The organism is Mycobacterium sp. SMC-11 (genome assembly GCF_046250095.1).
GTDB classification, from domain to species: domain Bacteria; phylum Actinomycetota; class Actinomycetes; order Mycobacteriales; family Mycobacteriaceae; genus Mycobacterium; species Mycobacterium heraklionense_A.
Window position 1 is genome coordinate 3,823,542 of sequence record NZ_CP176430.1, and the last position, 24,948, is coordinate 3,848,489.

The following is a 24,948-nucleotide window of genomic DNA, read 5'->3' on the forward strand; positions in this document are numbered from 1 at the left end:
TTTCGCGCCAGGGGCCGGAATGCTCCCGGGTGACCACGTCCGTCCCGTCCGCCACGGGAGTATCAGAATTGGCCCTGATTTGGCAGGTGGGCACGCCGGCCCGACGAGCGGCGGACCGGCGCCACTTGACTAGGCCTCGGCGGCGGGCACACCCAGCGCCCGGGTGAATCCGGCCGGAATCAGGATGTCGTCCGTCGACAGATCGTGCACCGAGGCCCGGCCCAGCCCCATCAGGGCCGAGTCGATGCCGCCCCGGAGGATGTCCAACACGTTCTCCACCCCGGGTTGCCCGGCGGCGCCCAGCCCCCACAGGTAGGCGCGTCCGATCATCACGGCACGCGCTCCCAGCGCTACCGCCTTGACGACGTCGCTGCCCCGCCGGATGCCACCGTCCAGCAACACCTCGATCTGGTCGCCCACGGCCTCGGCGATGGCCGGCAGCGCCCGAATCGCCGCCGGGGTTCCGTCCAGGTTGTTGCCGCCGTGATTGGAGACTGAGATCGCCGAAACACCAGCATCCACAGCACGTTTCGCATCGTCTACCCGCATCACGCCCTTGAGCATGAACGGCCCGCCCCACAGCTCACGCAGCCAGGCGATGTCTTCCCAGGTGGGCGGTGGGGTACCCATCCACTCCCCGTAGGCCTGGAAGAACGGCGGCCCGGCCTCGCCGCGGCCCGCTTGGTTGGGCACCCGCAGGCTCGGCGGACGCATGGTCTTGGCCCACCGCAGGAACCATCCCGGCCTGGTGAGAGCCTCCGGCATCATCTTGACCATGGTCTTGAGGTCCATCTTCTCCGGGATGGTGGGGCTGCCCCAGTCCCGCCCGTGCGAGAAGCTCCAGTCGGTGGTGGCGATCATCCCGACGGCCCCGGCCGCCCGGGCGCGCTCCACCCGCTCGGCAATCGCGTCGCGTCCGCCCAGCCAGTAGATCTGAAAGAAGGTCTTGGGGTTGGCCGCGATGACCTCTTCCATCGGCTTGCTGGCAAACGATGAGAGACCCATCGCGGTGCCACGCGCCGCCGCCGCGCGCGCGACGGCAACCTCGCCGTCCGGGTCGACGGCCTGCACCCCGGTCGGCGAGATCATCACCGGCATCGAGATCTCTTGCCCCATAACCGTTGTCGATAGCTCACGACTGGCCGGCGCACCCACAACATGCGGGGCGAATCCCAGTTCGCTGAACGCCGCCACGTTGTCGCTGACCGTCAGGCCCTTTTCACTGGCCGAGATCAGCGAGGAGTAAGCAGACTTCGGGAGCCGCTTTTTGGCTCGTTCCTGGGCTATAGCAACAGTTTCGAACCAGACATCACGAGCCATTTTCAGATTGGACTTTCATTGCAGAGGCGGGCCGGCGGACGCATGGACAGCGTCAACGGCACCACAGTGGTGATCGGTTTGCCGCGGGAATGGTCCGCGGCCGGACGGGGCTTGGTGCGATCGGCGGCCAGCGCGGGTGCGCCGTAGCCCTGGACGCATTCCGGATCGGGCCCATCCAGTGGCAGGCCGGTGAAGAACTTTGCCGCCATGCAGCCACCCCGGCAGCTGTCGTAGTGGTCGCAGCTTCCGCAGGCGCCAGCGGACTGCGGCTCCCGCAGTTCGCGGAAGAGCGGGGCGTTCTTCCAGACGTTGTCGAAACCATTATCGGCCAACACGTTTCCGGCCAGGAAACGGTCGTGGATGGCGAAGGGACAGGCGTAGACATCACCGACGGGGTCGATGAGGCACACCACGCGCCCGGCGCCGCACATGTTCAGCCCGGCCAGCGCGCCGGGCGCGCCAAGCCCGGACAGGTGGAAGAAGGAGTCACCGGTGAGCACCCGTTCCCCGTTGGCCACCAGCCAGTCGTAGAGCTGGACCTGCTGGTCGGCGGTCGGGTGCAGGTCGTCCCACACGTCGGCGCCGCGCCCCGACGGCCGCAGCCGGGTGATGCGCAGCGTGGCCCCGTAGCGGTTGGCCAACGCGGCGAAGTCGTCAAGCTGGTCGATGTTGTGGCGGGTCGCGACGACCGAGATCTTGGCGTCGGAGAATCCGGCCGCGGCCAGGTTCTCCAGCGCCCGGATCGCCATATCGAACGAGCCGGGGCCACGGATCGGGTCGTTGACCTCTGCGGTAGCACCGTCCAGGGAGATCTGGACGTCGACGTAGTCGCTCGCCGCCAGCTTGGCCGCCACCTCTGGGGTGATCCGCAGGCCGTTGGTGGAGAACTTCACGCCGACGTGGTGCTCGGTGGCGTAATCCACGAGCTCCCAAAAGTCCGAGCGCACTGTGGGTTCCCCGCCACCGATGTTGACGTAGAACACCTGCATGCGTTCCAGCTCGTCGATGATGTCCTTGCACTGCTGCGTGGACAGCTCGCGGGGATCGCGCTTGCCCGACGAGGACAGGCAGTGCACGCACGCCAAGTTGCAGGCGTAGGTCAGCTCCCACGTCAGGCAGATCGGAGCGTCAAGCCCGTGCTCGAACTGTTCGATAAGCCGGGGCACCGGTGCCACGGATGTCATTGGCCCTCCCTGGGCATCAGCATCTTCGAGTCCGCCAGCACGCCCAGCGCATGCAGGTACGGACCCTGATCGGCATCGTCGACTCCGGCTGCGCGGCAGGCGGATCGGACATCGTCGTGGTCCGGAAGGGACCGCACCACCTCGACGATGGTGCGGTTCTTCAGGAACGACAACTTACGGGTGCCGAAGTGGTACAGCAGCGCACCAAACGGCTCCGGGCGGAGCGCCACCTGCGGGTGCAGCTCCCAGCCGCGGTCGGGGTCGAACGCTGTTGCCTCCGACTGCACGGCGACCTCCGGCATGGTCAGTAGACGCCGCACATGCCGTCGATGGACACCTCTTCGACCAGGGTCTCGGTGACGATCTCGGCGGAAGTCTCGTTCTGCTGGTTCTGGTCCATGACGCGGGCCTTTCTCACGTTCGGGTTCGACAAAAGACTGTCGTGTCGGTCACAATCTCGGACAGAATATGGCATCGAGTGCCGTAAAGGAAGTGGGGCTGTCAGATGGGCGGTACGCCGGGTCCGCACCCCCGCGCCGGGCGGCGCCGCTCCACCACCCCGCAGCACATCACCGACGTAGCGATCGACCTGTTCGCCGCCCGCGGATTCGGTGAGGTCAGCGTCGACGACGTGGCCCAGGCCGCCGGCATCGGCCGTCGCACGGTGTTCCGGTACTACGCCTCGAAGAACGCCATCCCGTGGGGCGACTTCGACGCGCACCTGCACCAGCTCCGGGAACTGCTGGACGGCATCGAACCCGGGGCGCCACTCGGTGACGCGCTGCGTGCGGCACTGTTGGCGTTCAACACCTTCGACGCAAGTGAGACCGCGCGCCACCGCAGGCGGATGCGGGTGATCCTGCAGACCGATGAGCTGCAGGCCTACTCGATGACGATGTACGCCGGCTGGCGCAGCGTCATCGCGGAGTTCGTGGCACGCCGGGCGGGTCTGGACGCCGACGACCTGCGGCCGCAGACGGTGGCGTGGATGATGCTGGGGGTGGCGCTCAGCGCCTACGAACGCTGGCTGGGCGATGAGTCGCTGGTGTTGCCGCAGGTTCTCGGCGAGGCGTTCGACGCGATCCGCGGTGGCCTGGACTGACGCTCAACCCACGACGTCGCGGTACGCGGTGACCACCGGCTCCAGCTCGTCAGGGGTGGCCCCGTGCAAGATCACCGCGTCGGCGCCGTAGCCGAACTCCTCGCGGATGCGCTCGGCGCAGCGCCGCGCCGGACCGGTGGCCGCCGGTTCCAGCCACTCGTCGGGGATCAACGTCGCGATGTGCTCGATCTGGGCGGCGGTGGCCTTGTGGTCGATACCGCCCGGGATCGACGTCACCACCGGGTCCTCGCGGAAGCGCTGCAGCACGGCCGGGTCCCAGTTGTTGGTGCGCACCAGCAGGTCGCCGTAGCCCTGAAGGTAGGTGGCCAGCCGCGCCACGGTCTTTTTCAGCCGCAGCTCTTCGGGCAGGTGATCGCCCACGGTGGCGAAACACGACCACACCCGCACGTCGGCCGGGTCGCGGCCGGCTCGCTCCGCGGCATCTTTCACCGTTTTCACGCTGCGCTGCAAGGTCTCCGGGGTGAAGTAGGTGTGCAGGATGACGTCGTCGAACAAGGCTCCGCCCAGCTCGAGCGTCTTCGGCCCGAATGCCACCAGCGCCAGCCGGATGTCTTCGGCGAAGTCCGGGTCCAAGAACAGCACCTGATAGCGGCCGATCGGCCCGTCGTGGCCCAAGATCACCTCGCCTTGCCAGAGTCGGCGCATCACCTGTGCGAAGTCGGCCATCTGCGCGGTGGTGACGTTGGGGATCCCGAATGCGGCGTACATGGCAGCTACGCCGCGGCCGATGCCCAGGGTGAACCGTCCCCCGGACAGTCGGTGCATGGTGGTCGCCCATGACGCGGTGATCAACGGATGGCGGGTGTTGTGATTGGTTGCCGCGGTGGCGATCTGCATTCGGTCGGTGACCGCGCACGCGGCCCCGACCAACGACGACGCCTCTTTGACGTTCCAGCGTTCGGAGATGAACGCGGTCCCGAACCCGAGTTCCTCGCCACGGCGGGCTTCATCCATCAACACGGCGGGGCCTTCCCCGCCGGCGCCGGCCAGCAGGTAGTAGCCCAGTTCATCGAGGACCCGCTCGGATCGGCCCATGACCACACTCCATTCCGCACGGGTGCACTTATCGATGGGTTTACGGTACGGTATTCAGTTGGATGTTGTGGAGGAAATGCGATGAAGGTTCCGTTCACCTGGAAGGTCACCGGCTGGTTCATGATCGGCTGGTCACCGGAGTTCGCCACCGGAACGACCCGTGCCCTGCATTACTTCGGCGAGGACCTGGTCGCCTACCGCGACGCCGGCGGCGAACTGCATGTGATGGAGGCGCACTGCAAGCACATGGGCGCCCACCTGGGCCACGGCGGCACGGTGGTCGAAGACCGCGTCGAGTGCCCGTTCCATGGCTGGCAGTGGGGCCCCGACGGCTGCAACAAGTTCATTCCCTATCAGCCGGACCGGCCGAACAAGGCGTTGCGCCTGCGGGTCTACCCGGTCCGCGAACAGCACGGCTGCGTGTTCGCATGGCACCACCCCGACGGCGCCGAACCGCACTGGGAGATGCCCGACATCTTCGGCACGTTTCCCCAGTTCACCGCCGGCCCGCAGGACTACTACCGCGCCTACCCGGAGTTCTCCCGACGCCTCGAGGGCGAACCGGTCCACCCGCAGATCGTCGCCGAGAATGCCGCTGACAGTGCACATTTCCAGTACGTGCACCATGCGACGGTGACACCGAGGGTGCTCGACTGGAAGATGGCCGACCAGGAATGGCAGTTCGTTGCTGGCTGGCCCGACGAGCGCGCCGACGACCCGGAGCAGATGGCGTTGCGATTCCACAGCCATCTGTTCGGGCTCGGCGGGGCGATCAGCATCTTCGAGGGCGTGCAGCAGCACCGGTTGATCTTCACCTGCACCCCGGTCGACGAGGGCCGCTCGGACCTGTTCTATTCGATCTGGTGGCCGCGGATTCCCGGTGACGACTCCGAGGCACCGCCGGACGACGTGCGCGCGCGGGTCGAGAAGCAGTTCCTGACCACCGTCGAAGACGACCTGGGAATCTGGCGCTACCAGCGCTACATCCAGAATCCGGCACTGTCCAAGGTCGACGCGAAACCGTTTATGACGCTGCGGAAATGGGCGACACAGTTCTACGATGTGCCGCCCACCGAGGCCGTCTTGACATGACCGCCGCGCTGGCGGACCTGGTAGCGCCTGCACACACCGCACTCATCACTCAGGAGCTGCAGGGCGCGGTGGTGGGACCCGACGCCGGCTTGGCGACCCTCGCCGACGAGGCGCGCCGTGAGGCTTTGCCCAACATCGGCCGGCTGCTGCCGGTGGCGCGGTCGGCCGGCGTTGCGGTGGTGCACTGCCTGGTGCACCGTCGCCCGGACGGCTTGGGCTCCAACCACAACGCGCGGCTGTTTTCCGCCGGCCGCCGCACGGTGCGCATCGATCCGGGCAGCGCCGGCGCCACCCTGCTGCCCGAGTTCGGGCCGGAGACCTCTGACCTGGTCCTCAGCCGCTACCACGGCCTCGGGCCGATGGGCGGAACCGATCTGGATGCAATCCTGCGCAACCTGGGAATATCCACCGTTGTCGCGGTGGGGGTCTCGTTGAACGTCGCCATCCCCAACCTGGTCATGGACGCGGTCAACGCCGCCTACCGCGTAGTGGTGCCCCGCGACGCGGTGGCCGGTGTCCCGGCCGAGTACGGTGCTGCCATCATCGACAACACGCTGTCGCTGCTGGCGACGATCACCACCACACAGGAGCTGATGGACACGTGGCAACCCTGACCCAGTTCACCGTGCCGGAGGTCACCGACGCGGTGGCCGCGGCGATTCCGGACCGCGACATGATCATCCAGGGCGACCGGCGCTACACCTATGCGCAGGTCCTCGAGCGGTCCAACCGGCTGGCGTCCTACCTGCACTCCCGCGGGTTGGGGTGCCACACGCCGCGGGCAGACCTGGCTGCGCACGAGACCGGCCAGGATCTGTTGGGGATCTACGCCTACAACGGCAACGAGTTCGTCGAGACCCTGCTGGGCAGCTTCCGGGCCCGAGTGGCGCCGTTCAACGTCAACTACCGCTACGTGCGCAAGGAATTGGCCTATCTGCTGGCCGATTCCGGTGCCACCGCGCTGGTGTATCACGCCGCGTTCGCCCCCACCCTGGCCGAGGTACTCCCCGATCTGCCGCAGCTCAAGGTCCTGATCCAGATCGCCGACGACTCCGGCAACGCCCTACTTGACGGGGCGGTCGACTACGAGACGGTGCTGGCGGAAAATTCCCCGGAGCCGCCACCGGTGCAACCCTCGCCCGACGACCTGTATGTGCTCTACACCGGCGGCACCACCGGGATGCCCAAGGGTGTGCTCTGGCGTCAGCATGACATCTTCATGGGCTCGTTCGGCGGCCGCAACCTGATGACCGCCGAAGAGGTCAGCTCCATCGACGACATCGTGGGGCCGGCCGGGGCGAACCCGGGGATCAAGCTGATGATCCTGCCGCCGCTGATCCACGGAGCCGCGCAGTGGGCCGTGATGACCGCGATCAACACCGGCCAAACCCTGGTCTTCCCTTCGGTTGTGGACCATTTCGACGCCGATGACGTGGTACGCGCCATTGAGCGGGAGAAAGTGATGTCGGTGACCGTGGTCGGCGACGCGATGGCCCGGCCGCTGCTGGACGCGATCCGCAAGGGCGGCGCCGATGTGTCGTCGCTGCTGGTGGTGGCCAACGGCGGCGCCCTGTTGACGCCATATGTCAAGCAGCAGATCGTTGAGACGCTGCCTGGCGCCATGGTGATCGACGGGGTCGGGTCGTCGGAGACCGGCGCCCAGATGCGTCACATGTCGACATCGGGTGCCGTCTCCACCGGGACCTTCGCCGGCGGACCGGACACCTGCGTGGTGGCCGAGGACCTTGGGGCCGTGCTGCAGCCCGGGCACGACGGCCTGGGCTGGCTCGGCCAGCGCGGCTACGTCCCGCTGGGCTACAAGGGCGATGCGACCAAGACCGCGGCGACGTTCCCGGTGATCGATGGGGCGCGCTTCGCCGTTCCCGGCGACCGGGCTCGGCACCTGGACGACGGGTCGATCGAGCTGCTCGGCCGGGATTCGGTGACGATCAACTCCGGTGGGGAGAAGATCTTTGCCGAGGAAGTCGAGACGGCGCTCGCCTCACATCCGGGTGTCGTCGACGTGGTGGTCGCCGGCCGGCCTAGCGAACGCTGGGGCCAGGAGGTGGTGGCCGTGGTGGCCCTCGCCGAGGATGCCGCCGTCACGGCCGCCGAACTCATCGAGCATGCCGGCGGGTCACTGGCCCGCTACAAGCTGCCCAAGGCAGTGGTGTTCCGGTCGACGATCGTGCGCAGCCCGGCCGGCAAGGCCGACTACCGGTGGGCGCGCGAACAGGCCGAGCAGGGCTAGCGTCGTCGGCCGCGTGTGATCCGGCGGCGAGTCCGGTTGCGCGCCGAGCGCAGCATCGCATCGGCGTAGAAGCGCATCGCGGGTCGAAACGGCGGCGCCGCGCTGCCGGTCATGCTGAACGGCAGGTCGGAGCCCACCACGGTCCGGTAGTGGCTGAACGCGTCGAAGCCGGCCTTGCCGTGGTAGGCACCCATGCCGCTGCGGCCCACCCCGCCGAACGGGGCCCCCGACGGAATCATCTGTGCTGCAAAGTCGTTACGGGCCACTCCGCCACTTCGGGTGCGCTGCACGAAGTACCGGAAGCGCTTGCCGCCCGGACCGAACCAGTAGGCGACCAGCGGAGCGGGGCGCGCGTTGATTGTCTCGATCGCTTCGTCGAGGGTGCTATAGCCTTGCACCATCAGCACCGGACCGAAGATCTCCTCGTCGGAGATGCGCATGGACGCATCGACTCCGCGCACGAGGGTGGGGGCGATCTTGCGGGAACCGCGATCCGGCAGCGCCTCCCCGTCGGGCGCGATGGTCTCTACCACGGCACCGCGGTCGCGCGCGTCGTCGATCAGGCCCAGCACCCGGTCGAAGTTGGCTTCGTTGACAATTGAGCAGTAGTCGCCATTGGTCAGGATCGTCGGGAACATGTCCCGCAACGTTTTCCGGGCGACATCGAAGAATGCGTCCATGTCGCGCTCGGGCACCAGCACGTAGTCCGGGCATACGCAGACTTGGCCACCGTTGACCATGCGGGCCGCCGCGATCCGCTTCGCCGATCGCGCGATGTCGGCGCCGGGCGCCACCACGACGGGGTTCTTCCCGCCCAGTTCCAAGGTCACGGGGACCAGGTTGTCCGCGGCGGCGCGCTGCACCAACGCACCCACCGACGGCGAACCGGTGAAGAAGACGTGATCGAACGGCAGCCCGGCGAACGCGGCCGCCACATCGGCGCCGCCGGTGACGACGGCGAATTCGTTCTCGTCGAAGTACTTCGGTGCCAGTTGCGCCATCAGCTGAGCGGTGTGCGAAGTGATCTCGGACATCTTCACCATCACCCGATTGCCCGCCGCGAAGGCTGCCGCCGCCGGCACCACCACCAGTTGCAGCGGGAAATTCCATGGCCCGATGATGCCCACCACGCCAAGCGGACTGGGCCGCACCTCGGCACGCAACCCGACCAGCCGGGCTGCTCGCAGCAGCCTGCTGGGACGCATCCATTGCCGGACATGCGATCTGGTGTGCTCGACCACGGGGACGATGCCGATCATCTCGGTGGCCAGTGAGGCCGCCCGCGACCGAGTTCCGAAATCTTGCGCCATCGCCTGGGTGAAGGCGTCCACGTTGTCCAGCACCATCGCCAGCAGCCGATCGATGCGGTTGCGCCGGACCGCGGCACCCGGCGGCCCGTCGTCGACGAAGGATCGCCGCTGCTTCTCCAGCAGACTCGCCAACTCGGCGGTCACGACAGATCCAGTGGCCCGTTTTGGGCCACGGTCTGCAGCTGGCCCAGTTCGACGCCACGGTCGGCGGCGGCCTCGATGCAGGCCGCAACGTCCTTGCGCATAAAGGGTGCAACCACTTTGGCGAAACTGTCCACCCCACCGGCCGATTGCACGTATCCCGCGGCCCGGCTGCCGCCACTGCACTGCGCGAGCGCCTCGAACAGGCTGGTATCGCGCACCCCGAGGTTCTTGCCCAGCTCGACCGCGGCGGCGACCAGCTGCGCATTGGCGGCGAACAGCACGTTGTTGATCAACTTGAGGTTGAGCGCGGTGCCCAGTCCCCCGGTGAGGATCACCGGGTCGGCGTAGGCCGCCAAGACCGGCTGCGCACGGGCCACCGCGTCGTCGGGGCCGCCGAGCAGCACCGTCAGCCTGCCGGCCTCGATGTCATGCGCGCCGCCGCTGACCGGAGCATCCACCAGCGCCGGGCCGTTCGGAAACTCCGCCGCCAGTGCGGTCAGCGTGCTCACCGTCCCGGTGGTGTGCGACACCACGACGGTGCTGGAGTCGGCATTGGCCAGCAAGCCGTCGGCGCCGGTGGCAACCTCGAGCAGTTGCGCGTCGGAGAACAGGCAGCTGATCACGACGCCGGCGTCGCGGGCGGTCGCGGCGATTGACTCCACTGGCACGGCGCCGGCGGCCGCGAGCCGTTCACGCACCTCCGGCCGTCGGGCATAGACCTGAACGCGATACCCGGCGGCGACCAGGCGCGCGACCATCGGTTCGCCCATCTGGCCGGCTCCCACGAATCCGACGACCTGGCCCGTTGCGCTCATTCTCGGCTCCTCAAGGCAGCTTTCGGCTATCCGGTAAGGGCAACCGTAGCATTGTTCACGGGCGCCGAATTCGTTACAGTCGTGCTTACTGTCGACTTTTCGGGGAACAACCTTCCGAGAGGAAACCATGACAATCGATTCGTCACCTGCCGCACCGATTTCCCCGCACCCCTACCATCGCCTCGACATCTCCGAAACCGAGTTCTGGGGCAAGGACTTCCGGACCCGAGACGAAACGTTCGCCACGCTGCGCGGCGAACCGGGCCTGACCTGGCACCGGCCGATGGACGCCGTGTTCCCCCACCAGGAGACCGGCTACTGGGCGGCAACCCGGCACGCCGACGTCAAGTTCATCAGCCAGCACGAAGAGCTGTTCTGTTCCCGCGAAGGCGTCAGCGTCGACCCGATGCCGGCCGAGATCCAACGCAACATGACGTTCTTCCTGGCGATGGACCCGCCGGAGCACACCCGGTACCGCAAGCTCATCAGTTCGGGCTTCACACCGCGGCAGGTCCGACGCATCGAGGACCAGATCAAGGCCAACTCCCGCAGCATTGTCGACGACCTGTTGACCCAATTGCGCGGCGGCGACCAGATCGACTTCGTCGCAAGCTGTTCGGGCCAACTGCCGATGCGCACCGTCTCCGACATGATCGGCATCGACCCGGCCGACCAGCAGAAGGTCGCCTACGCCGCCGAATGCCTGTTCAGTGGCAGCGACGACGAGTACGCCTCGCTAGAGGAGCGGGCGGTGCACGTCATGACCCAGCTGGGCGTGCTGGCCGGTTCCGGCGTCGAACTGGCGCAGCGCCGCCGCGCCGAACCACACGATGACCTGATGACCGAGCTGGTCAACGCCGAGGTCGACGGCCACCGTCTCACCGACGAAGAGCTCGGCTCCTTCATGGTGCTGCTCGGCTCTGCGGGCAACGACACCACCAAGCAGGCCACCACGCACGCATTCAAGGCCCTCGTCGAACATCCCGAGCAGCGCGCCTGGCTGCTGGACGACTACGACAATCGGATCGGCGGGGCGGTCGAGGAATTCGTGCGCTGGGCGACACCGGTACTCGCCTTCGCCCGCCACGCGGTGGTGGACACCGAGGTAGCCGGGACCGAGATCAAGACCGGCGAGAAGGTGGCGCTGTACTACTGCTCGGCCAACCGCGACGAGTCGGTGTTCGACCGGCCGCATGAGTTCGACCTCACCCGCACCACCAACCCGCACTTGGGCTTCGGCGGCGGCGGCGCGCATTACTGCCTGGGCACCCACGTCGCCCGGATGGAGCTGCGGCACCTGTTCTACGAGCTGCTCACCCGGTTGCCCGAGGTCACCCTCGGCGAGCCGGAATACCTGCAGAGCACCTTCGTGCACGGCATCAAGCGGATGCCGATCAGCCTGGCCTGACGCTGGCGCGACACTTGCTTAATCCTTTACTGTAATCTTTACAGTATGTTGCTACGCCCGACGGGAGATCAGCCGTGGAAAGCCAGGTTGACGACATCGCTGCCGCACTCGACAAGCCTGCCGACTACCTGAAGAACCCCTACCCGTACTTTCGGAGCAAGCGCGAGGGACCCGGGGTCTTCCCCGGAACGGTCATGGACTACTCCAAGACCCCGGCATCGCTTCGGCCCAAGACCCAGTTCGCCGCGGTCTCCTTCGAGGCAGTGAATCAGGTGTTCCGCGAAGCGGATTCGTTCAACTCGCACATCTACGACGTCACGATCGGCCTGTTCATCGGACCGACCATCCTGGCGATGGAGGGCGAGCCGCACCGCAAGCATCGCAACTTGGTCTCGTCGGCGTTCAAGCGGAAGTCGTTGGTGCACTGGGAGCCGGAGGTGGTGCGGCCGGTCTGCACCGCCCTGATCGATGAGTTCATCGTCGACGGCACCGCCGATCTGGTGTCCGGCTTCACCTTCGAGTTCCCCACCCGGGTCATCTCCAAGCTGTTGGGCCTACCCGAAGAGGATCTGCCCTGGTTCCGCCAGCGCGCGATCGAGCTGATCAGCTACACCGTCAACTATGAGCGGGCGTTCGCCGCTTCGGTGGAGTTGAAGGACTACTTCCTGGCTCAGATGGAGAAACGCAAATCCCAGCCGACCGAAGACATCATCGGCGACCTGGTCACCGCGGAGGTCGACGGCGAGAAGCTCACCGAGGAAGCGATCTTCTCGTTTCTGCGCCTGCTGCTGCCCGCGGGTCTGGAGACCACCTACCGGGCCACCAGCAACCTGCTCTACCTGCTGCTCACCCATCCCGAACAGTTCGCGGCGGTGCGCGCCGACCACGATCTGATCGGCGCCGCCATCGAGGAGGGGCTGCGCTATGAGACGCCGCTGACCACGGTGCAGCGCACCGCCATCCGTGACACCGAGGTGGCCGGCGTGGAAGTTCCCGCCGGCGCCGTCGTCGATGTCTGCATCGGGTCGGCCAACCGTGACGAGGCCCGGTGGGAACGGCCGGAGGATTTCGACATCTTCCGCAAGTGGATTCCGCACATCACGTTCGCCGCCGGCGAGCACACCTGCATGGGTCTGCATCTGGCGCGCATGGAGATGCGGGTCGCGATGGAATGCCTGCTGGACCGCCTCGGCGAGATCACCCTGGTCACCGATGACAACCCGCACATCTATGGGCAGCCGTTTCGCTCCCCGCGGTCACTTCCGGTGACCTTCACCGCCTGATAAGTCTGCCGGCTCGCGCCTGCGCGGGGCTGCGGGCCAGGCGCCGCGCGGTTTGCGGTAGCCGATCGTCTTGGTCTCCAAGTACTGCGCGAACCCCTCGATTCCGCACTGTCGGCCCCAGCCGCTGCTCTTGTAGCCGCCGAACGGCGCGTCGGCGCCGTAGTACATGCCGCCGTTGACGCCGATCGCGCCAGTTCGGATCCGGCGCGCCACGTCCAGCGCCCGTTCGTTCGATGTCGAGACCACCGCGCCGGCCAGCCCGTAGGCACTGTCGTTGGCGATCCGCACCGCCTCGTCGTCGTCACTGAACGGCAGCATCACCAGCACCGGCCCGAACACCTCCCGCTGCGCGATGGCGGCGCTGTTGTCGACCCCGACGATCACCGTCGGCGCCACGTAGTGCCCACCCGCCAGCTCGTCCGGCAGGCCGGTGACTTCGCCTCCGCCGATGGTGATCTCGGCCCCGTCGCGCCGGGCCTGGGCGTAGGCATCGAGCACCCGCCGCTTCTGTGCGGCGCTGATCAGCGGGCCAACCAGGGTCTGCGGCAGCGCCGGGTCACCCACGGCGACGGCCGCAAAGGCCGCGGTGACCGCGGCGACCAACTCGTCGAAGAGGCTGGTATGCACCAGCATCCGGGTGGTGGCCGCGCAGGCCTGCCCCGCGTGCACGCACACCCCTACCGCACCGGGGATGACCTTGGCCGGGTCGGCGTCGTCGAGCACGACCAGCGCCGATTTTCCGCCCAGCTCCAGGAAGGTCCGCTTCATGGTGTCGGCGCTGGCGCGGGCCAGCAGCTTGCCGACCGTAGTGGATCCGGTGAAGGAGATCATGTCGACGCGAGGGTCGGTGCCCAGCAGTCCGGCCACCTCGTTGGACGGCGTGGGCACCACGTTGACCACCCCCGCGGGGATGTCGGTGTGCTCAGCGATCAGGCGACCCAGCCGGGTAGCGTTCCACGGGGTGTTCGGGTCGGGCTTGAGCACCACCGTGTTGCCGGCCGCCAGGGCCGGCCCCAGCTTGTTGAGGATCACCTCGATCGGAAAGTTGGACGGCGTGATCGCCGCGACCACACCGACCGGCTCTTTGACGACGGTGCGGATGTTGCGGTCGCCGAACAGTCCGCCGCCGTCGAGCTGCCGCTCCCACTCGAATTCATCAATCAACCGTCCCGGGTAACGCAGCCCGTCAACGAGCGGCCAATCCAGCTGTGCCAGTTGGGTCGTCATGACCGGGCAGCCGACCTCGGCGATCAGCTCGGTGCGCAGTTCCTCCTTCTCGGCCTCCAGCGCCGACTGCAGTTGCGCCAGGCAGCGCTTGCGCAGTTCTCGGTTGGTCGACCAATCGGTGTCGTCGAACGCTCGCCGAGCCGCCCCAATCGCCTGCAGCATGTCGTTGCGGTCGGCGGCCGCGGTGGTCCCCAACAGCCGCCCGGTGGCCGGACTGACATTGTCGAACTGCGCACCCGAGGCCGCTGCCACCAGCTTGCCGTCGATCAGCAGGCGCGACTCTGCCGCCGCGGCAGCCCGTTCGCCGATCTCAACGCTGCTGACCCGCTGTCCGACGTCGCTCACCTGACCCCTTTCGGATGCCCAACCGTAACCATTACAGTAGAATACTTCAATTGGTTCTTGCGAGGTTCACACGGCGGCAGGAGCGCGCTGAGTTGATCAAGGTGATGGATGGCTTCCGGGTGCTGGAGGTCGCGCAGTTCACGTTCGTTCCGGCGGCCGGGGCGATCCTGGCCGATTGGGGGGCCGACGTCATCAAGGTCGAGCACCCGGTGCGCGGCGACACCCAGCGCGGCTTTATCCGGATGGGCGGTTTCGAACTCGACCCCGATCGACATCCGCTGATCGAACATCCCAACCGCGGCAAGCGCAGCGTCGGCATCGACGTCTCGACCCCGGACGGCCAGCAGGTGCTCTACGAGCTCGCAGCCACCGCCGACGTGTTCCTGACCAACTACCTGCCGCGGGCGCGGCAGAAGAACAGGTTCGATGTGGAACACATCCGCGCCGCGAATCCGAACATCGTCTATGCCCGCGGCAGCGCATACGGCGACAAGGGCCCCGAACGCGATACCGGCGGCTTCGACGGCACCGCGTTCTGGACCCGCAGCGGAGTGGGGCACGCCCTGAGCCCCGAAGAGCTCGGTGCGCCACTGTCCCAGGGAATCCCGGCGTTCGGCGATTCGGTCGGCGGCATGAACATCGCTGGCGGCATCGCCGCCGCACTGCTGCATCGCGAGCGCACCGGGGAAGCCCTCGAGGTCGACGTCTCGCTGCTGTCCACCGCGTGGTGGGCGGCCGGCGCCAGCGTGACCCAGGGCATGGAGACCGGCGAAGCCATGCGTGCACTCATGCCGCAATCCGGTGGCTCACCGGCGAATCCGTTCCTGGGCAACTACACCACCTCCGACGGCGGCACCATCAACCTGTGCATCGTCAGCCCGACCGGATACATCCGCGACACCTTCGAGCATTTGGGCATTCCCGATGCGGCCGACGACCCCCGGTTCTCCGAGGTGCTGCCGTTGATGCAGAACGCCGAGGCAGCCAGCGCTCTGATCGTCGACGCGATCGGCTCCAAGCCCTTCGAGTACTGGCGTCAGCACCTCAAGACCATGAAGGGCCAGTGGGCACCGTTCCAGAGCCTGGTCGACCTGGGCTCCGACGAACAGGCCATCGCCAACGACATGATCGTCGAGGTCGAGGCCGGCGACGGCGGGCCGGCATTCAAAGTGGTCCGCGGCCCGGTCCAGTTCAACCATGAGCCACTGGAGACGACCCGCGCCCCGCAGGCATCCGAGCACACCGAGATCGTGTTGACGGAGCTCGGGATCGACTGGGACCGCATCGAAAAGCTCAAGGAGTCAGGCGCTATCGCCTAACCATCGCTGAGTCTGCGGCCACGGCGCTGCCTACCCGACCTTTTCCACCACCAACGCAGAGTCAACGGAGGACCGATGCAGAAGGCGCTAGCTCCCGACATCTCGACCTGGCCGGAGGAAAGCCCGCAGTTGGTGGGCAGTCGCTGCGCGGACTGCGCCGCCACGGTCTTTCCGGCCCAGCCACGCTGTCCGAGCTGCAGCGGCGACCGGATGAGCCAGGAGCTGCTGCCGCGCACCGGAACCCTGGTGGCCTGGACCACCCAGGGCTTTCCGCCCGGGGCGCCGTATCTGGGTCCCACCGGTAAGGACTTCGTACCGTTCGGTGTCGGTCTGGTGCAGCTGGGCGACGTCATCCGGGTCGAAGGTCGCCTCACCGAGAACGACCCGGACAAGCTGGAATTCGGCATGCCGGTGGAGTTGGTCATGGTGCCGTTCACCTCCGATGCCGACGGCAACGAGGTCATCACCTTCGCCTTTCGGCCGGTTTAGGAGACGCGATCTTATGACTCATGACGTAGCGATCATCGGTGTCGGCTTGCACCCGTTCGGCCGATTCGAGGGCAAGTCCGCGATGACAATGGGGGTCGACGCGATCTTTGCGGCGGTGGCCGACGCGGGGGTGGACTGGAAGGACATCGGGGCCGCGACCGGCGGCAGCTGGACGGTGGCCAATCCGGATGCGATCGTCGGGATGGTCGGGCTGTCGGGCATCCCGTTCACCAACGTGTTCAACGCATGCGCCACCGCGGCCAGCGCGGTCAAGGTCTGCGCCGACGGTATCCGGCTGGGCGACTACGACATCGGCATCGCCGTCGGCCTGGACAAACACCCGCGCGGGGCGTTCACCGAAGACCCGGCGCTGGTCGGAATGCCGCGGTGGTATGCCGAGAACGGTCAGTACCTGACCACTCAGTTCTTCGGCATGAAGGCCAATCGCTACCTGCACGAGCACGGCATCTCCCAACAGACGTTGGCCAAAGTTGCGGCGAAGAACTTCCGCAACGGCGCGCTGAACCCGAATGCGTTCCGACGCAAGCCGATCTCCGAGGAGGAGATCCTGGGCTCGGCGATGCTGAACTATCCGCTGACCCAATACATGTTCTGCGCTCCCGACGAGGGCGCGGCGGCGGTGGTCATGTGCCGCGCCGACATCGCGCACCGCTACACCGACAAGCCGGTATACCTGCGCGCGGTGGAGGTCCGCACGCGGCGCTACGGCGCCTACGAGGTGAACACCACCTTCGCCCCGGTCACCGAAGACGTTGCGCCCACGGTGTACGCCGCCAGCGCTGCCTTCGAAAAGGCCGGCGTCGCACCCGAAGACGTCGACGTCATCCAGTTGCAGGACACCGACGCCGGGGCCGAGATCATCCACATGGCCGAGTGCGGCTTCTGCGCCGACGGCGACCAGGAGAAGCTGCTGGCCGACGGCGCGACCGAGATCACCGGGTCACTGCCGGTCAACACCGACGGCGGCCTGATCGCCAACGGCGAACCGATCGGCGCCTCCGGACTGCGCCAGATCCACGAGCTGGTCCGCCAGCTGCGCGGCGAAGCCGGCGACCGGCAGGTGCCCGGGGGCCCGAAGGTGGGATTCGCTCAGCTCTACGGCGCGCCGGGCACCGCCGCAGCCACCATCCTCACCACCTAGCGACCGGGAGACACCCATGAGCCAGTTCCGTGACGCACCGATCTTCGATGCCGACCAACACATGTACGAGACCCCCGAGGCACTGACCAAATACCTGCCGGAGAAGTACTCGCGGGCGGTCCAATTCGCCCAGATCGGCCGCCAGACCCGGATCATCATCAACGGCAAGGTCAGCGACTTCATCCCCAACCCCACCTTCGAGCGGGTCGCCGCACCGGGCGCACACGAGAAGTTCTTCGCCGGGGAGAACACCGAGGGCCTGACCCTGCGTGAGATGCAAGGCCAGGCGATCGAGGCACCGTCGGCCACCCGCAACCCCGCGGACCGGGTCGCCGAGCTGGACCGCCAGGGCGTCACCGAAGCGTTGAACTACCCCACGTTGGCCAGCCTGGTCGAGCATTCCAGCGCCGACGATCCGGAGCTCACGCTGGCCATCATTCACGCGCTGAATCAGTGGATGGCCGAGCACTGGTCCTACGACTACGACGGCCGGGTGTTCTCCACGCCGATCATCAACCTGTCCGAGGTCAAGGGCGCGCAGCGCGAACTGGAGTACATCCTCGGTCAGGGCGCTGCGGTGGCGCTGATCAAACCCGGACCGGTCAACGGTATCCGCGGTTGGCGCTCTCCGGCGCTGCCGGAGTTCGACCCGTTCTGGCGTGATGTCCAGGCCGCCGGACTTCCCATCGTGCTGCATGCCAGCTTCCCGCCGCTCGACGACTACGTCGGCCGCTGGGAGCCGCCGTACACGCAGAACTTCATGACACAGAGCGCTTTCCGCTGGATGGTGTTGGGGCACCGCGAGATCGCCGACATGATCACCGCGCTGATCTGCCATGGCACCCTGACCCGATTCCCCAAGCTGCGCATCGCCAGCGTGGAGAACGGCAGCTCCTGGATCGGGCCGCTGTTTCACGACTTCGGCGACCTCTACAGGAAGATGCCGCAGAACTTCCCGGAGCATCCGCATGAGGTGTTCCGGCGCAACATCTGGGTCAGCCCGTTCTGGGAGGGCGCCGTCTCCGACGTGGTGGACACCGTCGGCTGGGACAAGGTGCTGTTCGGGTCGGACTATCCGCATCCCGAGGGACTGGCCGAGCCGAAGGGATTCTGGCGCTACGCCGAGGGAATGGACGTTCGGCGCACCTATGACTTCATGGGCGACAATGCCCGCCGGTTCATGGGGCGCCCGATCGCGAATCCGGATCCGGCCGCGCTCAAGCCGCCGGCGCTCGCCGACGCCTAACGTTGCCGGGTCACTTCGGTGCGAAGCGCTGGCCGGCATCCAGGCGGATGCACTGGCCGTTGAGCATCGGATTCTCGACGATGGCGGCCGCCAGTTTGGCATACTCCTCCGGGCGGCCCAGCCGCTTGGGGAACGCCGCATCCTTGGTCAGCACGGCGGCGAATTCGTCGGGGATGCCCTGGGTGAGGCCCGTGGCGAACAGGCTGGGCGCGATCGCCAGCACCCGGATGCCCACTCCACCCAGATCACGGGCCATCGTCAGGCACATCCCGGCGATGGCAGCCTTGGAGGCGGTGTAAGCGATCTGCCCGATCTGGCCTTCGAACGCCGCGATCGAGGACGTATTGATGATCACGCCGCGCTCATCGTCTTCCGGCTCATTGGTGCTCATGTGCCAGGCCGCGAGCCGGCTGACGTTGAAGGTCCCGACGACGTTGAGATCCTGGGTGCTGCGAAACGCCTCCAGGTCGTGCGGCCCGTCGCGTTTGATCGTTCGCTCACCGATACCGCCGCCTGCGGTGGTGCCTCCTGCGGTGGTAACCGCGATGTGCAGCCCGCCCAACGCCTCGACCGCCTCGTTCAGCACCCGCTCGGTACCGGCGAAGTCGGTGACGTCGGCTTCGAAGAAGAGCCCGCCGATCGATTCGGCCACTTCCTTGCCCTTGGACTGTGGCCGGTCCAAGACCGCCACTTGGGCACCGCGTTTGGCCAACAGCTCCGCTGTCGCCCTACCGAAACCCGATGCGCCACCGACGATGATCGCGCGCTTGTTTTCGATCTCCACGAACACTCCCCTTGTTTGGACACGACGATCCGGGATCCACCCCGGCGCCTATACTATAGCTATTCCCGTAATCCATTCAGTATGGCGTACGAGGGTGTCCGGCAGGCGCGTTCAGGCGCTCAGTTGAGGAACCGGCCGGCGACCCTGGCCAGCGACGATCGGATACGCGGCGAGAGGTAGACCGCGAACACCCCGTTGAAGATGTCCTCGCGCAGCCGGGTCAGCGTCGAGGTCTTGATCCGCCAGTCGCCGTCGACCTTTTCGTAGGTCTCGGTGTAGTGGCCGTAGCCGCGCAGGTTGACGCCGGGGCCGAACCGCACCACGTCCTCCAGCGCCCACACCCCGTGCGCCGAGGTCGGCGAGTCCAGCTCGATGTCGGGCGCGTGGACCTGGTGCACCGTGGGTTGATCTTGCAGGCTTCTACGGGTGAAAGCCACGAATTCGTCGGCGCCAGTGATGACTTTGCCACCCGCATGCGATGTATCGCTGACGAAGTCATCGGTGAATAGCGTGCGCCAAGCCGCCCAGTCTTTGGTGTCCAGGTAGCGGCAGTAGCGGGACTTCAGGCGTTTGATCGCCTCGATCTGCGCCGCGGTGTCGTCAGCCACGACTCGGAGCCGGTTCGTAGCGGAGCATCGTGACGTCGTGTTCCGGATAGTCGCAGAACACCGGCCGCACCCGCATTCCCACCACCAGATCGGCGGGATCGGTGTTGACCAGTTCGGTCGAGAATCGGGGGCCCTCATCCCATTCGACGATCGCCAGCAGCTGCGGGACGGCGTCGGCGAAGTGCGGCCCGACCGGGCGGCGGGCCACCGTGAAGGAGTACAGCGTGCCCATCCCGGAGATCTCGCGCCATTCCAGGTCATCGGCCAGGGTGCGCGGAGCGCGGACTCGCGGATAGAACACGTAGCTCGCGGTCGACGGCGAGTACTGGATGACGATGCGGTGCTGCGCCAGCGCATCCCAGAACGGAGCGGTGGTGGGGGTCTTGACCGGCATCGGCCGTTCGAAAGTGATCATCTCCGGTCTAGTCCCCTTCCAGGATCAGCGTCGTCTGTTCCGACAGGATTCCGCCGTTGCCCGAGACGAAGGCCCGGTTGCAGTCGGCCACCTGCGCGGCCTGAGCCCGGCCCATGATCTGGCGGGTAGCGTCGCAGACGTGGTGCATGCCGCCGGCCAGGCCGGCCTGGCCGAATCCGAGTTGACCGCCCGCGGTGTTGAGCGGGAAGTCGCCGCGGAAGGTCAGGTCGTGATCGGCGAGGAACTGCATGCCCTTGCCTTTCTCGCAGAAGCCGGCGTCCTCCAGCGACAGCAGCACGGTGATCGTGTAGCAGTCGTAGATGGAGACCATGTCCATGTCCGCGCGCGTCAGATCGGTCATGGCGAAGGCGGTGTCGGCGGCCTCGCGGATGGGAGTCGCCAGCAGATCGGCGGCGTATGTCGGCGTTTTGAACGGCACGTGTTCGCCGAATCCCTTGATCCACACCGGACGGTTGCGGGCTCGCTTGGCGATGTCGGCACTCGCGATCACAACCGCGGCACCGCCCACGCAGGGCATCACGATCTCCAGCATGTGTAGCGGGTCGGCGATCACCGGGCTGGCCAGTACGTCCTCAACGCTCAGCGGGGTGTCGCGCCAGATGGCGCCGTCGGTGTGATTGGCGTTGACACGCTGATCGACGACCAGTTTGGCCATCGCCCGTTCGTCGTAGCCGTAGACGGCGCCATAGCGCGTGGCGACCTGGCCGTAGGGGCCGTTCTGCCCCAGGTTGCCGTAGGGAATCTCGAACTCGGCTTGCGGGGAACCGTATTGGTTGCTCGAGGACCCGAAGAACATGGCGTCGACCAGTGGCTTGGGTTTACGTTCCGACATCGGGGTGATGTAGCGGGCCGGCAGCGCGCACAGCACCACATCACAGATGCCCAGTTCGATCGCCGCCGCGGCGCGCCACACCATGGCCGCGGCACTGGCCCCGCCCAAGTCGACGATCTCGGCGAACCGTGCTGGAACCCCCAGATATTCGGCGATCGTGGAGGGCACGAAGATCTCGGATTCGCCCAGGTGCGAGGTGACGATGCCGTTGACGAGTTCGCCCGGAAGGCCCGCGTCGGCCAGCGCCGCCGCGCTCAACTCGGCCCACTGCTCCAGCGTGAACGGGGCCGGGGTGGCCTTGTTCATCCGTTCCGGCGCCAGCTCGACATAGCCGACGATCGCGGCGTCTCCACGTAGTCCCATGCGGCGATCCTTCATCTCATTTGCGGGGCAGGCCGAGAATCATCTGGGCGATGATGTTCAGCTGAATTTCCTTGGTACCGCCGCCGATCAGCTCGGCCGGCGACAACAGATACGGTTCGACGACGGCCGGGTCGGAATCGGCGACCATCGCCAATCGCCCGACGGTCGCCAACGTCGCGTGGAAGGTGCGGCGCAGCAGCACGTTCATCGCCACTTTCGCGATGCTTGACGACGCCCCCATGCCCTCGCCGTCCAGCAGCCTGATGGTCTCGCGTACCCCGAGCGCCCTGATCGCGTTGGCGTAGGCGTCGATTTCGCCGAGTGCGCGCAGTGCGTCATTGCGCGATCGGCCGGGTGCCGCGGCGATGGACCGCAGCGCCACAGCTCGGTCGTTCTCGACGTATCCGCTGATGGCGGTGCGCTCCTCGGCCATGGTGGCGATCGCCAGCTGCCAGCCTTCGGTGGGCTCCCCGAGCAGCATCTCGTCGGGCACGAAGACGTCGGTGAGGAACACTTCGTTGAATTCTGCTGCCCCGGTGGCCATCACGATCGGCTGGACTTCAATGCCCGGCGAGCGCATGTCCACGATGAAGTAGCCGATCCCGCGATGCTTGGCCGCCGCGGGGTCGGTACGGGCCAGCAGTGCGCCGTAGTCGGCGCGTTGCGCCGCCGAGGTCCAGATCTTGTGGCCGTTGATGCGCCATCCGCCGTCGACCTTGACCGCTCGGGTGGTCAGCGACGCCAGGTCGGAGCCGGCACCGGGCTCGGAGAACAATTGGCACCAGGCGAGTTCGCCGCGCTGGGTCGGGGGAATCAGCCGCTGCTGCAAGGCATCCGGTGCGGCGCGCACGAGCGACGGCAGGATCCATTCGGCGATGCCCAGTGACGGCCGGACCAGACCGGGCCGTTTGGCGAACTCTTCGATTATGATCAGCTGCTGCAGTGGGGAGGCGTCGCGTCCCCACGGCGCGGGCCACTGCGGTGCGATCAGCCCGGCGTCGGCGATCAGCGTCCGCTGCGGGCCCGTTTCGAAGTGCGGGTAGTCGCCCTGGCGTCCCGGACCGTCGTTCGCCAGCTCCTGGGCTGCGTCGAGAGTCGTTGCGACTTCCGCCCGGAACTCGGCTTCGGCACCGCCGAGGTCGACGGTGAAGTCCCGCTGCTGCGCGACGGTCAGCTCGCCGAGCCGGCGAGCCCAGTCGGTGGCCGCACCGATCGACGCGGCGAGGCTGGTGGCGCGACGCCAGTACAGGTGCAGATCGTGTTCCCAGGTGAACCCGATCGCGCCGAACATCGTCAAGGTGTCGAACACGGTGTCCGGACACGGCGCGACCGCCGCCAACGCTGCGGTAGCGGCGGCGATGCGATGCTGCGGGGCGGAATCGGCGACGGCTCGCAGCGCGTCCCACGCCGCGGCACAGGCCAGTTCGGCGCTGACCAGCAACATGGCCGCCTGGTGCTGCAATGCCTGAAATGTGCCGATCCGGACGCCGAACTGTTCGCGGGTGTGCAGGTGCGCGGTGGCCGCCTCGACGCACCACCCGGCGATGCCGGCACACACCGCTGCGGCAAGACCGACCGCGAGATACTCCGCGCGCCCGGTGTCGATCCCGGTCAGTACCTCGGCGGCGCGCGCCGGGTGATCAGCCAGGGTGATCGTGGCCAGGTCGGTGAGCAGGTCCGTGCCGGCCACCGTCTGGATCGTTGCTCGGCCCGTGTCGACCACGGTCCACAGGTCGGTCCCGTCCTCGCAGCGGGCGCAGACCAGCGCGAGGCGGGCCGAGCGGGCACCGGAGATCACGTCCGAGGCACCGCTGATCAGCCAGCCCTCGTCGGCTCGTCGTGCGACGAAGTCCGATTGCCCGCCAAGCACGACGGCCGCCGGCGCACCGGCGGCAAGGGCACGCAGATACTCCTCCCGCGCCGGCGTGGCCTCGGCGAGCAGACCGACCGCGCCGGCGGTCACTGTCGGCAGCAGCGGACCCGGCAGCGACACTGTTCCCGCGGCCTCCAGTACCGCGGCGACGTCGAGCAGCCCGCCACCCTGTCCGCCGTACTGTTCAGGCAGGTGAATCGCGTGAAACCCGTTGGCGACCAAGTCGTCCCACCAAGACGGCAGTTCCCCGGCGGCCAGCGCATCGAAGGCCTTGCGGGTGTCGGCCATCGGTGCGTGCCGGCCGGCGAACTGCCGCAACGACTCGCCGAGCTGGCGTTGTTCGGCGCTGAGCGTCACGCTCACGAGCTCTCCTCATGTTCTCCACGTGCAGACCACTGGGATTGGATGCGTGCGGCGGTCTCGCGCACGGCCGCACCAAGTTCGTCGACCTCCGCGGCGGTCAGGGCTGCGAAGGGGGCGACTCCCACCGACATCGTCACCGTCCCGTCGATGTCGCGGACCGGAGCCGAGACACTGGCGATCGGATGCCGCTCGGTGTTGCCGAGTTCGTCGGGCAGGTAGTCGACCTCGGTGAGATCGGCGAACGCCGTGGCCAACCGGGCGGTGATCGCGTCGGGCTCGCCGTCGGCCGCCAGTGCCTGCAGCGCCGAGTACACCCGCACATATTCGCGGCTCATCCGGTCGATTGCGTAGCCGCGCCGGCCGACCTCGTCGAGCACGGCGGCCAGCCGTCGCCGCAACCGCGGCGATGGTGCGCCCAGCCCGCCGAGCCATTCCTTCTTGACCGGTTCGCCTGCGCCGGCGATGAACTCACGGCCGAACGGCGCCACCAGCGGAATCCGGAAGCCGGCGCCCAACCGCAGACCGGCGATCGACTCCCCTACCGAATCGGTCACCACCACTGTCGCGCCCTGGCGAGCACCGAGGATCACCTGTCGGCCGACCGCGTCGAAAAGCCGCTGCAGCTCGGGCCGGAAGGCCTGCCGGTTGATGGGGCGGGCGAGCGCGGCCAGCGCTGGGCCCCAGGAATATCCGCCCGACTGGCGGTCCCGCACGAGCCACTGCCGGCTGGCCAAGGTGGCGAGGATCGCGTGGCAAGTGCCGTGGCTGATGCCCAGGGTCTGCGAGATCTCCGACAGAGATAAGTGCCGTTCCGGGTCGGCGGCGAGCAGCTCCAGGATCCGCATCACCCGCTCGGTGGGCGGCGAGGAGACCGGACGCACCGTGCCGTCGCCGTCCGTCGCTGCCGTCATACTTTCGAAAAGTACGTCGAATAGT

Annotated in this window: 24 protein-coding genes; 10 read left to right on the forward strand and 14 right to left on the reverse strand. The window is 67.3% G+C overall.

The features are described 5' to 3' along the window. Positions 1 to 129: 129 nt before the first annotated feature. Genes mftD through mftA form a run of 4 tightly spaced genes read right to left on the reverse strand, consistent with a single transcriptional unit; the run spans position 130 to position 2,904 of the window. Entirely contained in the window at positions 130 to 1,320 is a 1,191-nt protein-coding gene (gene mftD / locus ACKY0X_RS18140; protein WP_409427150.1) for a pre-mycofactocin synthase MftD, read from the reverse strand. Positions 1,321 to 1,322: 2 nt separating this feature from the next. Continuing rightward, the gene (mftC, locus tag ACKY0X_RS18145; RefSeq protein WP_065041402.1) at positions 1,323 to 2,504 is read right to left on the reverse strand and encodes a mycofactocin radical SAM maturase; all 1,182 of its coding nucleotides are present in this window, start codon (positions 2,502 to 2,504) and stop codon (positions 1,323 to 1,325) included. Beyond that, complete coding sequence (gene mftB, locus ACKY0X_RS18150) at positions 2,501 to 2,806, reverse strand: mycofactocin biosynthesis chaperone MftB (RefSeq protein ID WP_409429688.1); 306 nt, start codon at positions 2,804 to 2,806, stop codon at positions 2,501 to 2,503. The genes mftC and mftB overlap by 4 nt, the downstream gene beginning before the upstream one ends. Before the next feature lie 2 nt (positions 2,807 to 2,808). After that, on the reverse strand, positions 2,809 to 2,904 hold the full coding sequence (mftA, locus tag ACKY0X_RS18155; RefSeq protein ID WP_082981083.1) for a mycofactocin precursor MftA: 96 nt from the start codon (positions 2,902 to 2,904) through the stop codon (positions 2,809 to 2,811). A gap of 105 nt (positions 2,905 to 3,009) precedes the next feature. Here mftA and mftR point away from each other — a divergent pair, with 105 nt between their 5' ends. After that, positions 3,010 to 3,606 carry a mycofactocin system transcriptional regulator gene (gene mftR / locus ACKY0X_RS18160; RefSeq protein WP_409427151.1) on the forward strand — a complete coding sequence of 199 codons (597 nt, stop codon included), beginning with the start codon at positions 3,010 to 3,012 and terminating at the stop codon, positions 3,604 to 3,606. A 3-nt stretch (positions 3,607 to 3,609) separates the two neighbouring features. Here mftR and ACKY0X_RS18165 read toward each other — a convergent pair whose 3' ends face one another. Beyond that, entirely contained in the window at positions 3,610 to 4,662 is a 1,053-nt protein-coding gene (locus ACKY0X_RS18165; RefSeq protein ID WP_409427152.1) for a TIGR03857 family LLM class F420-dependent oxidoreductase, read from the reverse strand. An 81-nt stretch (positions 4,663 to 4,743) separates the two neighbouring features. Between ACKY0X_RS18165 and ACKY0X_RS18170 the strand changes: the two genes are divergently transcribed. Genes ACKY0X_RS18170 through ACKY0X_RS18180 form a run of 3 tightly spaced genes read left to right on the forward strand, consistent with a single transcriptional unit; the run spans position 4,744 to position 8,005 of the window. Next, positions 4,744 to 5,754: an aromatic ring-hydroxylating oxygenase subunit alpha gene (locus ACKY0X_RS18170; RefSeq protein ID WP_409427153.1), complete on the forward strand. Its 1,011-nt coding sequence runs from the start codon at positions 4,744 to 4,746 to the stop codon at positions 5,752 to 5,754. Next, positions 5,751 to 6,368: a cysteine hydrolase gene (locus tag ACKY0X_RS18175; protein ID WP_409427154.1), complete on the forward strand. Its 618-nt coding sequence runs from the start codon at positions 5,751 to 5,753 to the stop codon at positions 6,366 to 6,368. The genes ACKY0X_RS18170 and ACKY0X_RS18175 overlap by 4 nt, the downstream gene beginning before the upstream one ends. After that, a complete protein-coding gene (locus ACKY0X_RS18180; protein ID WP_409427155.1) occupies positions 6,356 to 8,005 on the forward strand; it encodes an acyl-CoA synthetase in 1,650 nt (549 codons plus the stop codon). The genes ACKY0X_RS18175 and ACKY0X_RS18180 overlap by 13 nt, the downstream gene beginning before the upstream one ends. On the opposite strand, the gene ACKY0X_RS18185 is transcribed toward ACKY0X_RS18180, so the two are convergent. After that, positions 8,002 to 9,438, reverse strand: coding sequence for an aldehyde dehydrogenase family protein (locus ACKY0X_RS18185; protein WP_409429689.1), 1,437 nt, complete (start codon positions 9,436 to 9,438; stop codon positions 8,002 to 8,004). The genes ACKY0X_RS18180 and ACKY0X_RS18185 overlap by 4 nt on opposite strands. Before the next feature lie 17 nt (positions 9,439 to 9,455). Next, on the reverse strand, positions 9,456 to 10,274 hold the full coding sequence (locus ACKY0X_RS18190; protein ID WP_409427156.1) for an NAD(P)-dependent oxidoreductase: 819 nt from the start codon (positions 10,272 to 10,274) through the stop codon (positions 9,456 to 9,458). 127 nt (positions 10,275 to 10,401) lie between these two features. Between ACKY0X_RS18190 and ACKY0X_RS18195 the strand changes: the two genes are divergently transcribed. Then, positions 10,402 to 11,682 carry a cytochrome P450 gene (locus ACKY0X_RS18195; RefSeq protein ID WP_409427157.1) on the forward strand — a complete coding sequence of 427 codons (1,281 nt, stop codon included), beginning with the start codon at positions 10,402 to 10,404 and terminating at the stop codon, positions 11,680 to 11,682. A 74-nt stretch (positions 11,683 to 11,756) separates the two neighbouring features. Next, positions 11,757 to 12,965 (forward strand): cytochrome P450, encoded by a 1,209-nt coding sequence (locus tag ACKY0X_RS18200; protein ID WP_409427158.1) that lies wholly within the window; start codon positions 11,757 to 11,759, stop codon positions 12,963 to 12,965. Here the strand turns inward: ACKY0X_RS18200 and ACKY0X_RS18205 are convergent. Further along, entirely contained in the window at positions 12,939 to 14,537 is a 1,599-nt protein-coding gene (locus ACKY0X_RS18205; RefSeq protein ID WP_409427159.1) for an aldehyde dehydrogenase family protein, read from the reverse strand. The genes ACKY0X_RS18200 and ACKY0X_RS18205 overlap by 27 nt on opposite strands. 104 nt (positions 14,538 to 14,641) lie before the next feature. Here ACKY0X_RS18205 and ACKY0X_RS18210 point away from each other — a divergent pair, with 104 nt between their 5' ends. The 4 genes from ACKY0X_RS18210 to ACKY0X_RS18225 all read left to right on the forward strand — a co-directional run bounded on the left by ACKY0X_RS18210 (position 14,642) and on the right by ACKY0X_RS18225 (position 18,753). Further along, positions 14,642 to 15,856 carry a CaiB/BaiF CoA transferase family protein gene (locus ACKY0X_RS18210; protein WP_409429690.1) on the forward strand — a complete coding sequence of 405 codons (1,215 nt, stop codon included), beginning with the start codon at positions 14,642 to 14,644 and terminating at the stop codon, positions 15,854 to 15,856. Between the two features lie 75 nt (positions 15,857 to 15,931). After that, complete coding sequence (locus tag ACKY0X_RS18215) at positions 15,932 to 16,345, forward strand: Zn-ribbon domain-containing OB-fold protein (RefSeq protein WP_409427160.1); 414 nt, start codon at positions 15,932 to 15,934, stop codon at positions 16,343 to 16,345. Between the two features lie 13 nt (positions 16,346 to 16,358). Further along, complete coding sequence (locus ACKY0X_RS18220) at positions 16,359 to 17,507, forward strand: thiolase family protein (protein ID WP_409427161.1); 1,149 nt, start codon at positions 16,359 to 16,361, stop codon at positions 17,505 to 17,507. Positions 17,508 to 17,523: 16 nt separating this feature from the next. Then, positions 17,524 to 18,753: an amidohydrolase family protein gene (locus ACKY0X_RS18225; RefSeq protein WP_409427162.1), complete on the forward strand. Its 1,230-nt coding sequence runs from the start codon at positions 17,524 to 17,526 to the stop codon at positions 18,751 to 18,753. 10 nt (positions 18,754 to 18,763) lie between these two features. Here ACKY0X_RS18225 and ACKY0X_RS18230 read toward each other — a convergent pair whose 3' ends face one another. The 6 genes from ACKY0X_RS18230 to ACKY0X_RS18255 all read right to left on the reverse strand — a co-directional run bounded on the left by ACKY0X_RS18230 (position 18,764) and on the right by ACKY0X_RS18255 (position 24,923). Then, positions 18,764 to 19,537 (reverse strand): SDR family NAD(P)-dependent oxidoreductase, encoded by a 774-nt coding sequence (locus ACKY0X_RS18230; protein ID WP_409427163.1) that lies wholly within the window; start codon positions 19,535 to 19,537, stop codon positions 18,764 to 18,766. A gap of 119 nt (positions 19,538 to 19,656) precedes the next feature. After that, on the reverse strand, positions 19,657 to 20,145 hold the full coding sequence (locus ACKY0X_RS18235) for a nuclear transport factor 2 family protein (RefSeq protein ID WP_409427164.1): 489 nt from the start codon (positions 20,143 to 20,145) through the stop codon (positions 19,657 to 19,659). Beyond that, positions 20,138 to 20,560, reverse strand: a complete 423-nt coding sequence (locus ACKY0X_RS18240; RefSeq protein WP_409427165.1) for a Zn-ribbon domain-containing OB-fold protein — start codon at positions 20,558 to 20,560, stop codon at positions 20,138 to 20,140. The genes ACKY0X_RS18235 and ACKY0X_RS18240 overlap by 8 nt, the downstream gene beginning before the upstream one ends. A gap of 7 nt (positions 20,561 to 20,567) precedes the next feature. Further along, the gene (locus ACKY0X_RS18245) at positions 20,568 to 21,776 is read right to left on the reverse strand and encodes a thiolase family protein (RefSeq protein WP_409427166.1); all 1,209 of its coding nucleotides are present in this window, start codon (positions 21,774 to 21,776) and stop codon (positions 20,568 to 20,570) included. 16 nt (positions 21,777 to 21,792) lie between these two features. Continuing rightward, positions 21,793 to 24,012, reverse strand: coding sequence for an acyl-CoA dehydrogenase family protein (locus ACKY0X_RS18250; RefSeq protein ID WP_409427167.1), 2,220 nt, complete (start codon positions 24,010 to 24,012; stop codon positions 21,793 to 21,795). Further along, positions 24,009 to 24,923: an IclR family transcriptional regulator gene (locus ACKY0X_RS18255; protein ID WP_409427168.1), complete on the reverse strand. Its 915-nt coding sequence runs from the start codon at positions 24,921 to 24,923 to the stop codon at positions 24,009 to 24,011. The genes ACKY0X_RS18250 and ACKY0X_RS18255 overlap by 4 nt, the downstream gene beginning before the upstream one ends. Between the last annotated feature and the right edge of the window lie 25 nt (positions 24,924 to 24,948).

Bases quoted from the DNA above. Each gene is read 5' to 3' on its own strand.
- mftD (WP_409427150.1), bottom strand. From the start codon at position 1,320: ATGGCTCGTGATGTCTGGTTCGAAACTGTTGCTATAGCCCAGGAACGA.
- mftC (WP_065041402.1), bottom strand. From the start codon at position 2,504: ATGACATCCGTGGCACCGGTGCCCCGGCTTATCGAACAGTTCGAGCAC.
- mftB (WP_409429688.1), bottom strand. From the start codon at position 2,806: ATGCCGGAGGTCGCCGTGCAGTCGGAGGCAACAGCGTTCGACCCCGAC.
- mftA (WP_082981083.1), bottom strand. From the start codon at position 2,904: ATGGACCAGAACCAGCAGAACGAGACTTCCGCCGAGATCGTCACCGAG.
- mftR (WP_409427151.1), top strand. From the start codon at position 3,010: ATGGGCGGTACGCCGGGTCCGCACCCCCGCGCCGGGCGGCGCCGCTCC.
- ACKY0X_RS18165 (WP_409427152.1), bottom strand. From the start codon at position 4,662: ATGGGCCGATCCGAGCGGGTCCTCGATGAACTGGGCTACTACCTGCTG.
- ACKY0X_RS18170 (WP_409427153.1), top strand. From the start codon at position 4,744: ATGAAGGTTCCGTTCACCTGGAAGGTCACCGGCTGGTTCATGATCGGC.
- ACKY0X_RS18175 (WP_409427154.1), top strand. From the start codon at position 5,751: ATGACCGCCGCGCTGGCGGACCTGGTAGCGCCTGCACACACCGCACTC.
- ACKY0X_RS18190 (WP_409427156.1), bottom strand. From the start codon at position 10,274: ATGAGCGCAACGGGCCAGGTCGTCGGATTCGTGGGAGCCGGCCAGATG.
- ACKY0X_RS18195 (WP_409427157.1), top strand. From the start codon at position 10,402: ATGACAATCGATTCGTCACCTGCCGCACCGATTTCCCCGCACCCCTAC.
- ACKY0X_RS18210 (WP_409429690.1), top strand. From the start codon at position 14,642: ATGGATGGCTTCCGGGTGCTGGAGGTCGCGCAGTTCACGTTCGTTCCG.
- ACKY0X_RS18215 (WP_409427160.1), top strand. From the start codon at position 15,932: ATGCAGAAGGCGCTAGCTCCCGACATCTCGACCTGGCCGGAGGAAAGC.
- ACKY0X_RS18220 (WP_409427161.1), top strand. From the start codon at position 16,359: ATGACTCATGACGTAGCGATCATCGGTGTCGGCTTGCACCCGTTCGGC.
- ACKY0X_RS18225 (WP_409427162.1), top strand. From the start codon at position 17,524: ATGAGCCAGTTCCGTGACGCACCGATCTTCGATGCCGACCAACACATG.
- ACKY0X_RS18240 (WP_409427165.1), bottom strand. From the start codon at position 20,560: ATGATCACTTTCGAACGGCCGATGCCGGTCAAGACCCCCACCACCGCT.
- ACKY0X_RS18245 (WP_409427166.1), bottom strand. From the start codon at position 21,776: ATGGGACTACGTGGAGACGCCGCGATCGTCGGCTATGTCGAGCTGGCG.
- ACKY0X_RS18255 (WP_409427168.1), bottom strand. From the start codon at position 24,923: ATGACGGCAGCGACGGACGGCGACGGCACGGTGCGTCCGGTCTCCTCG.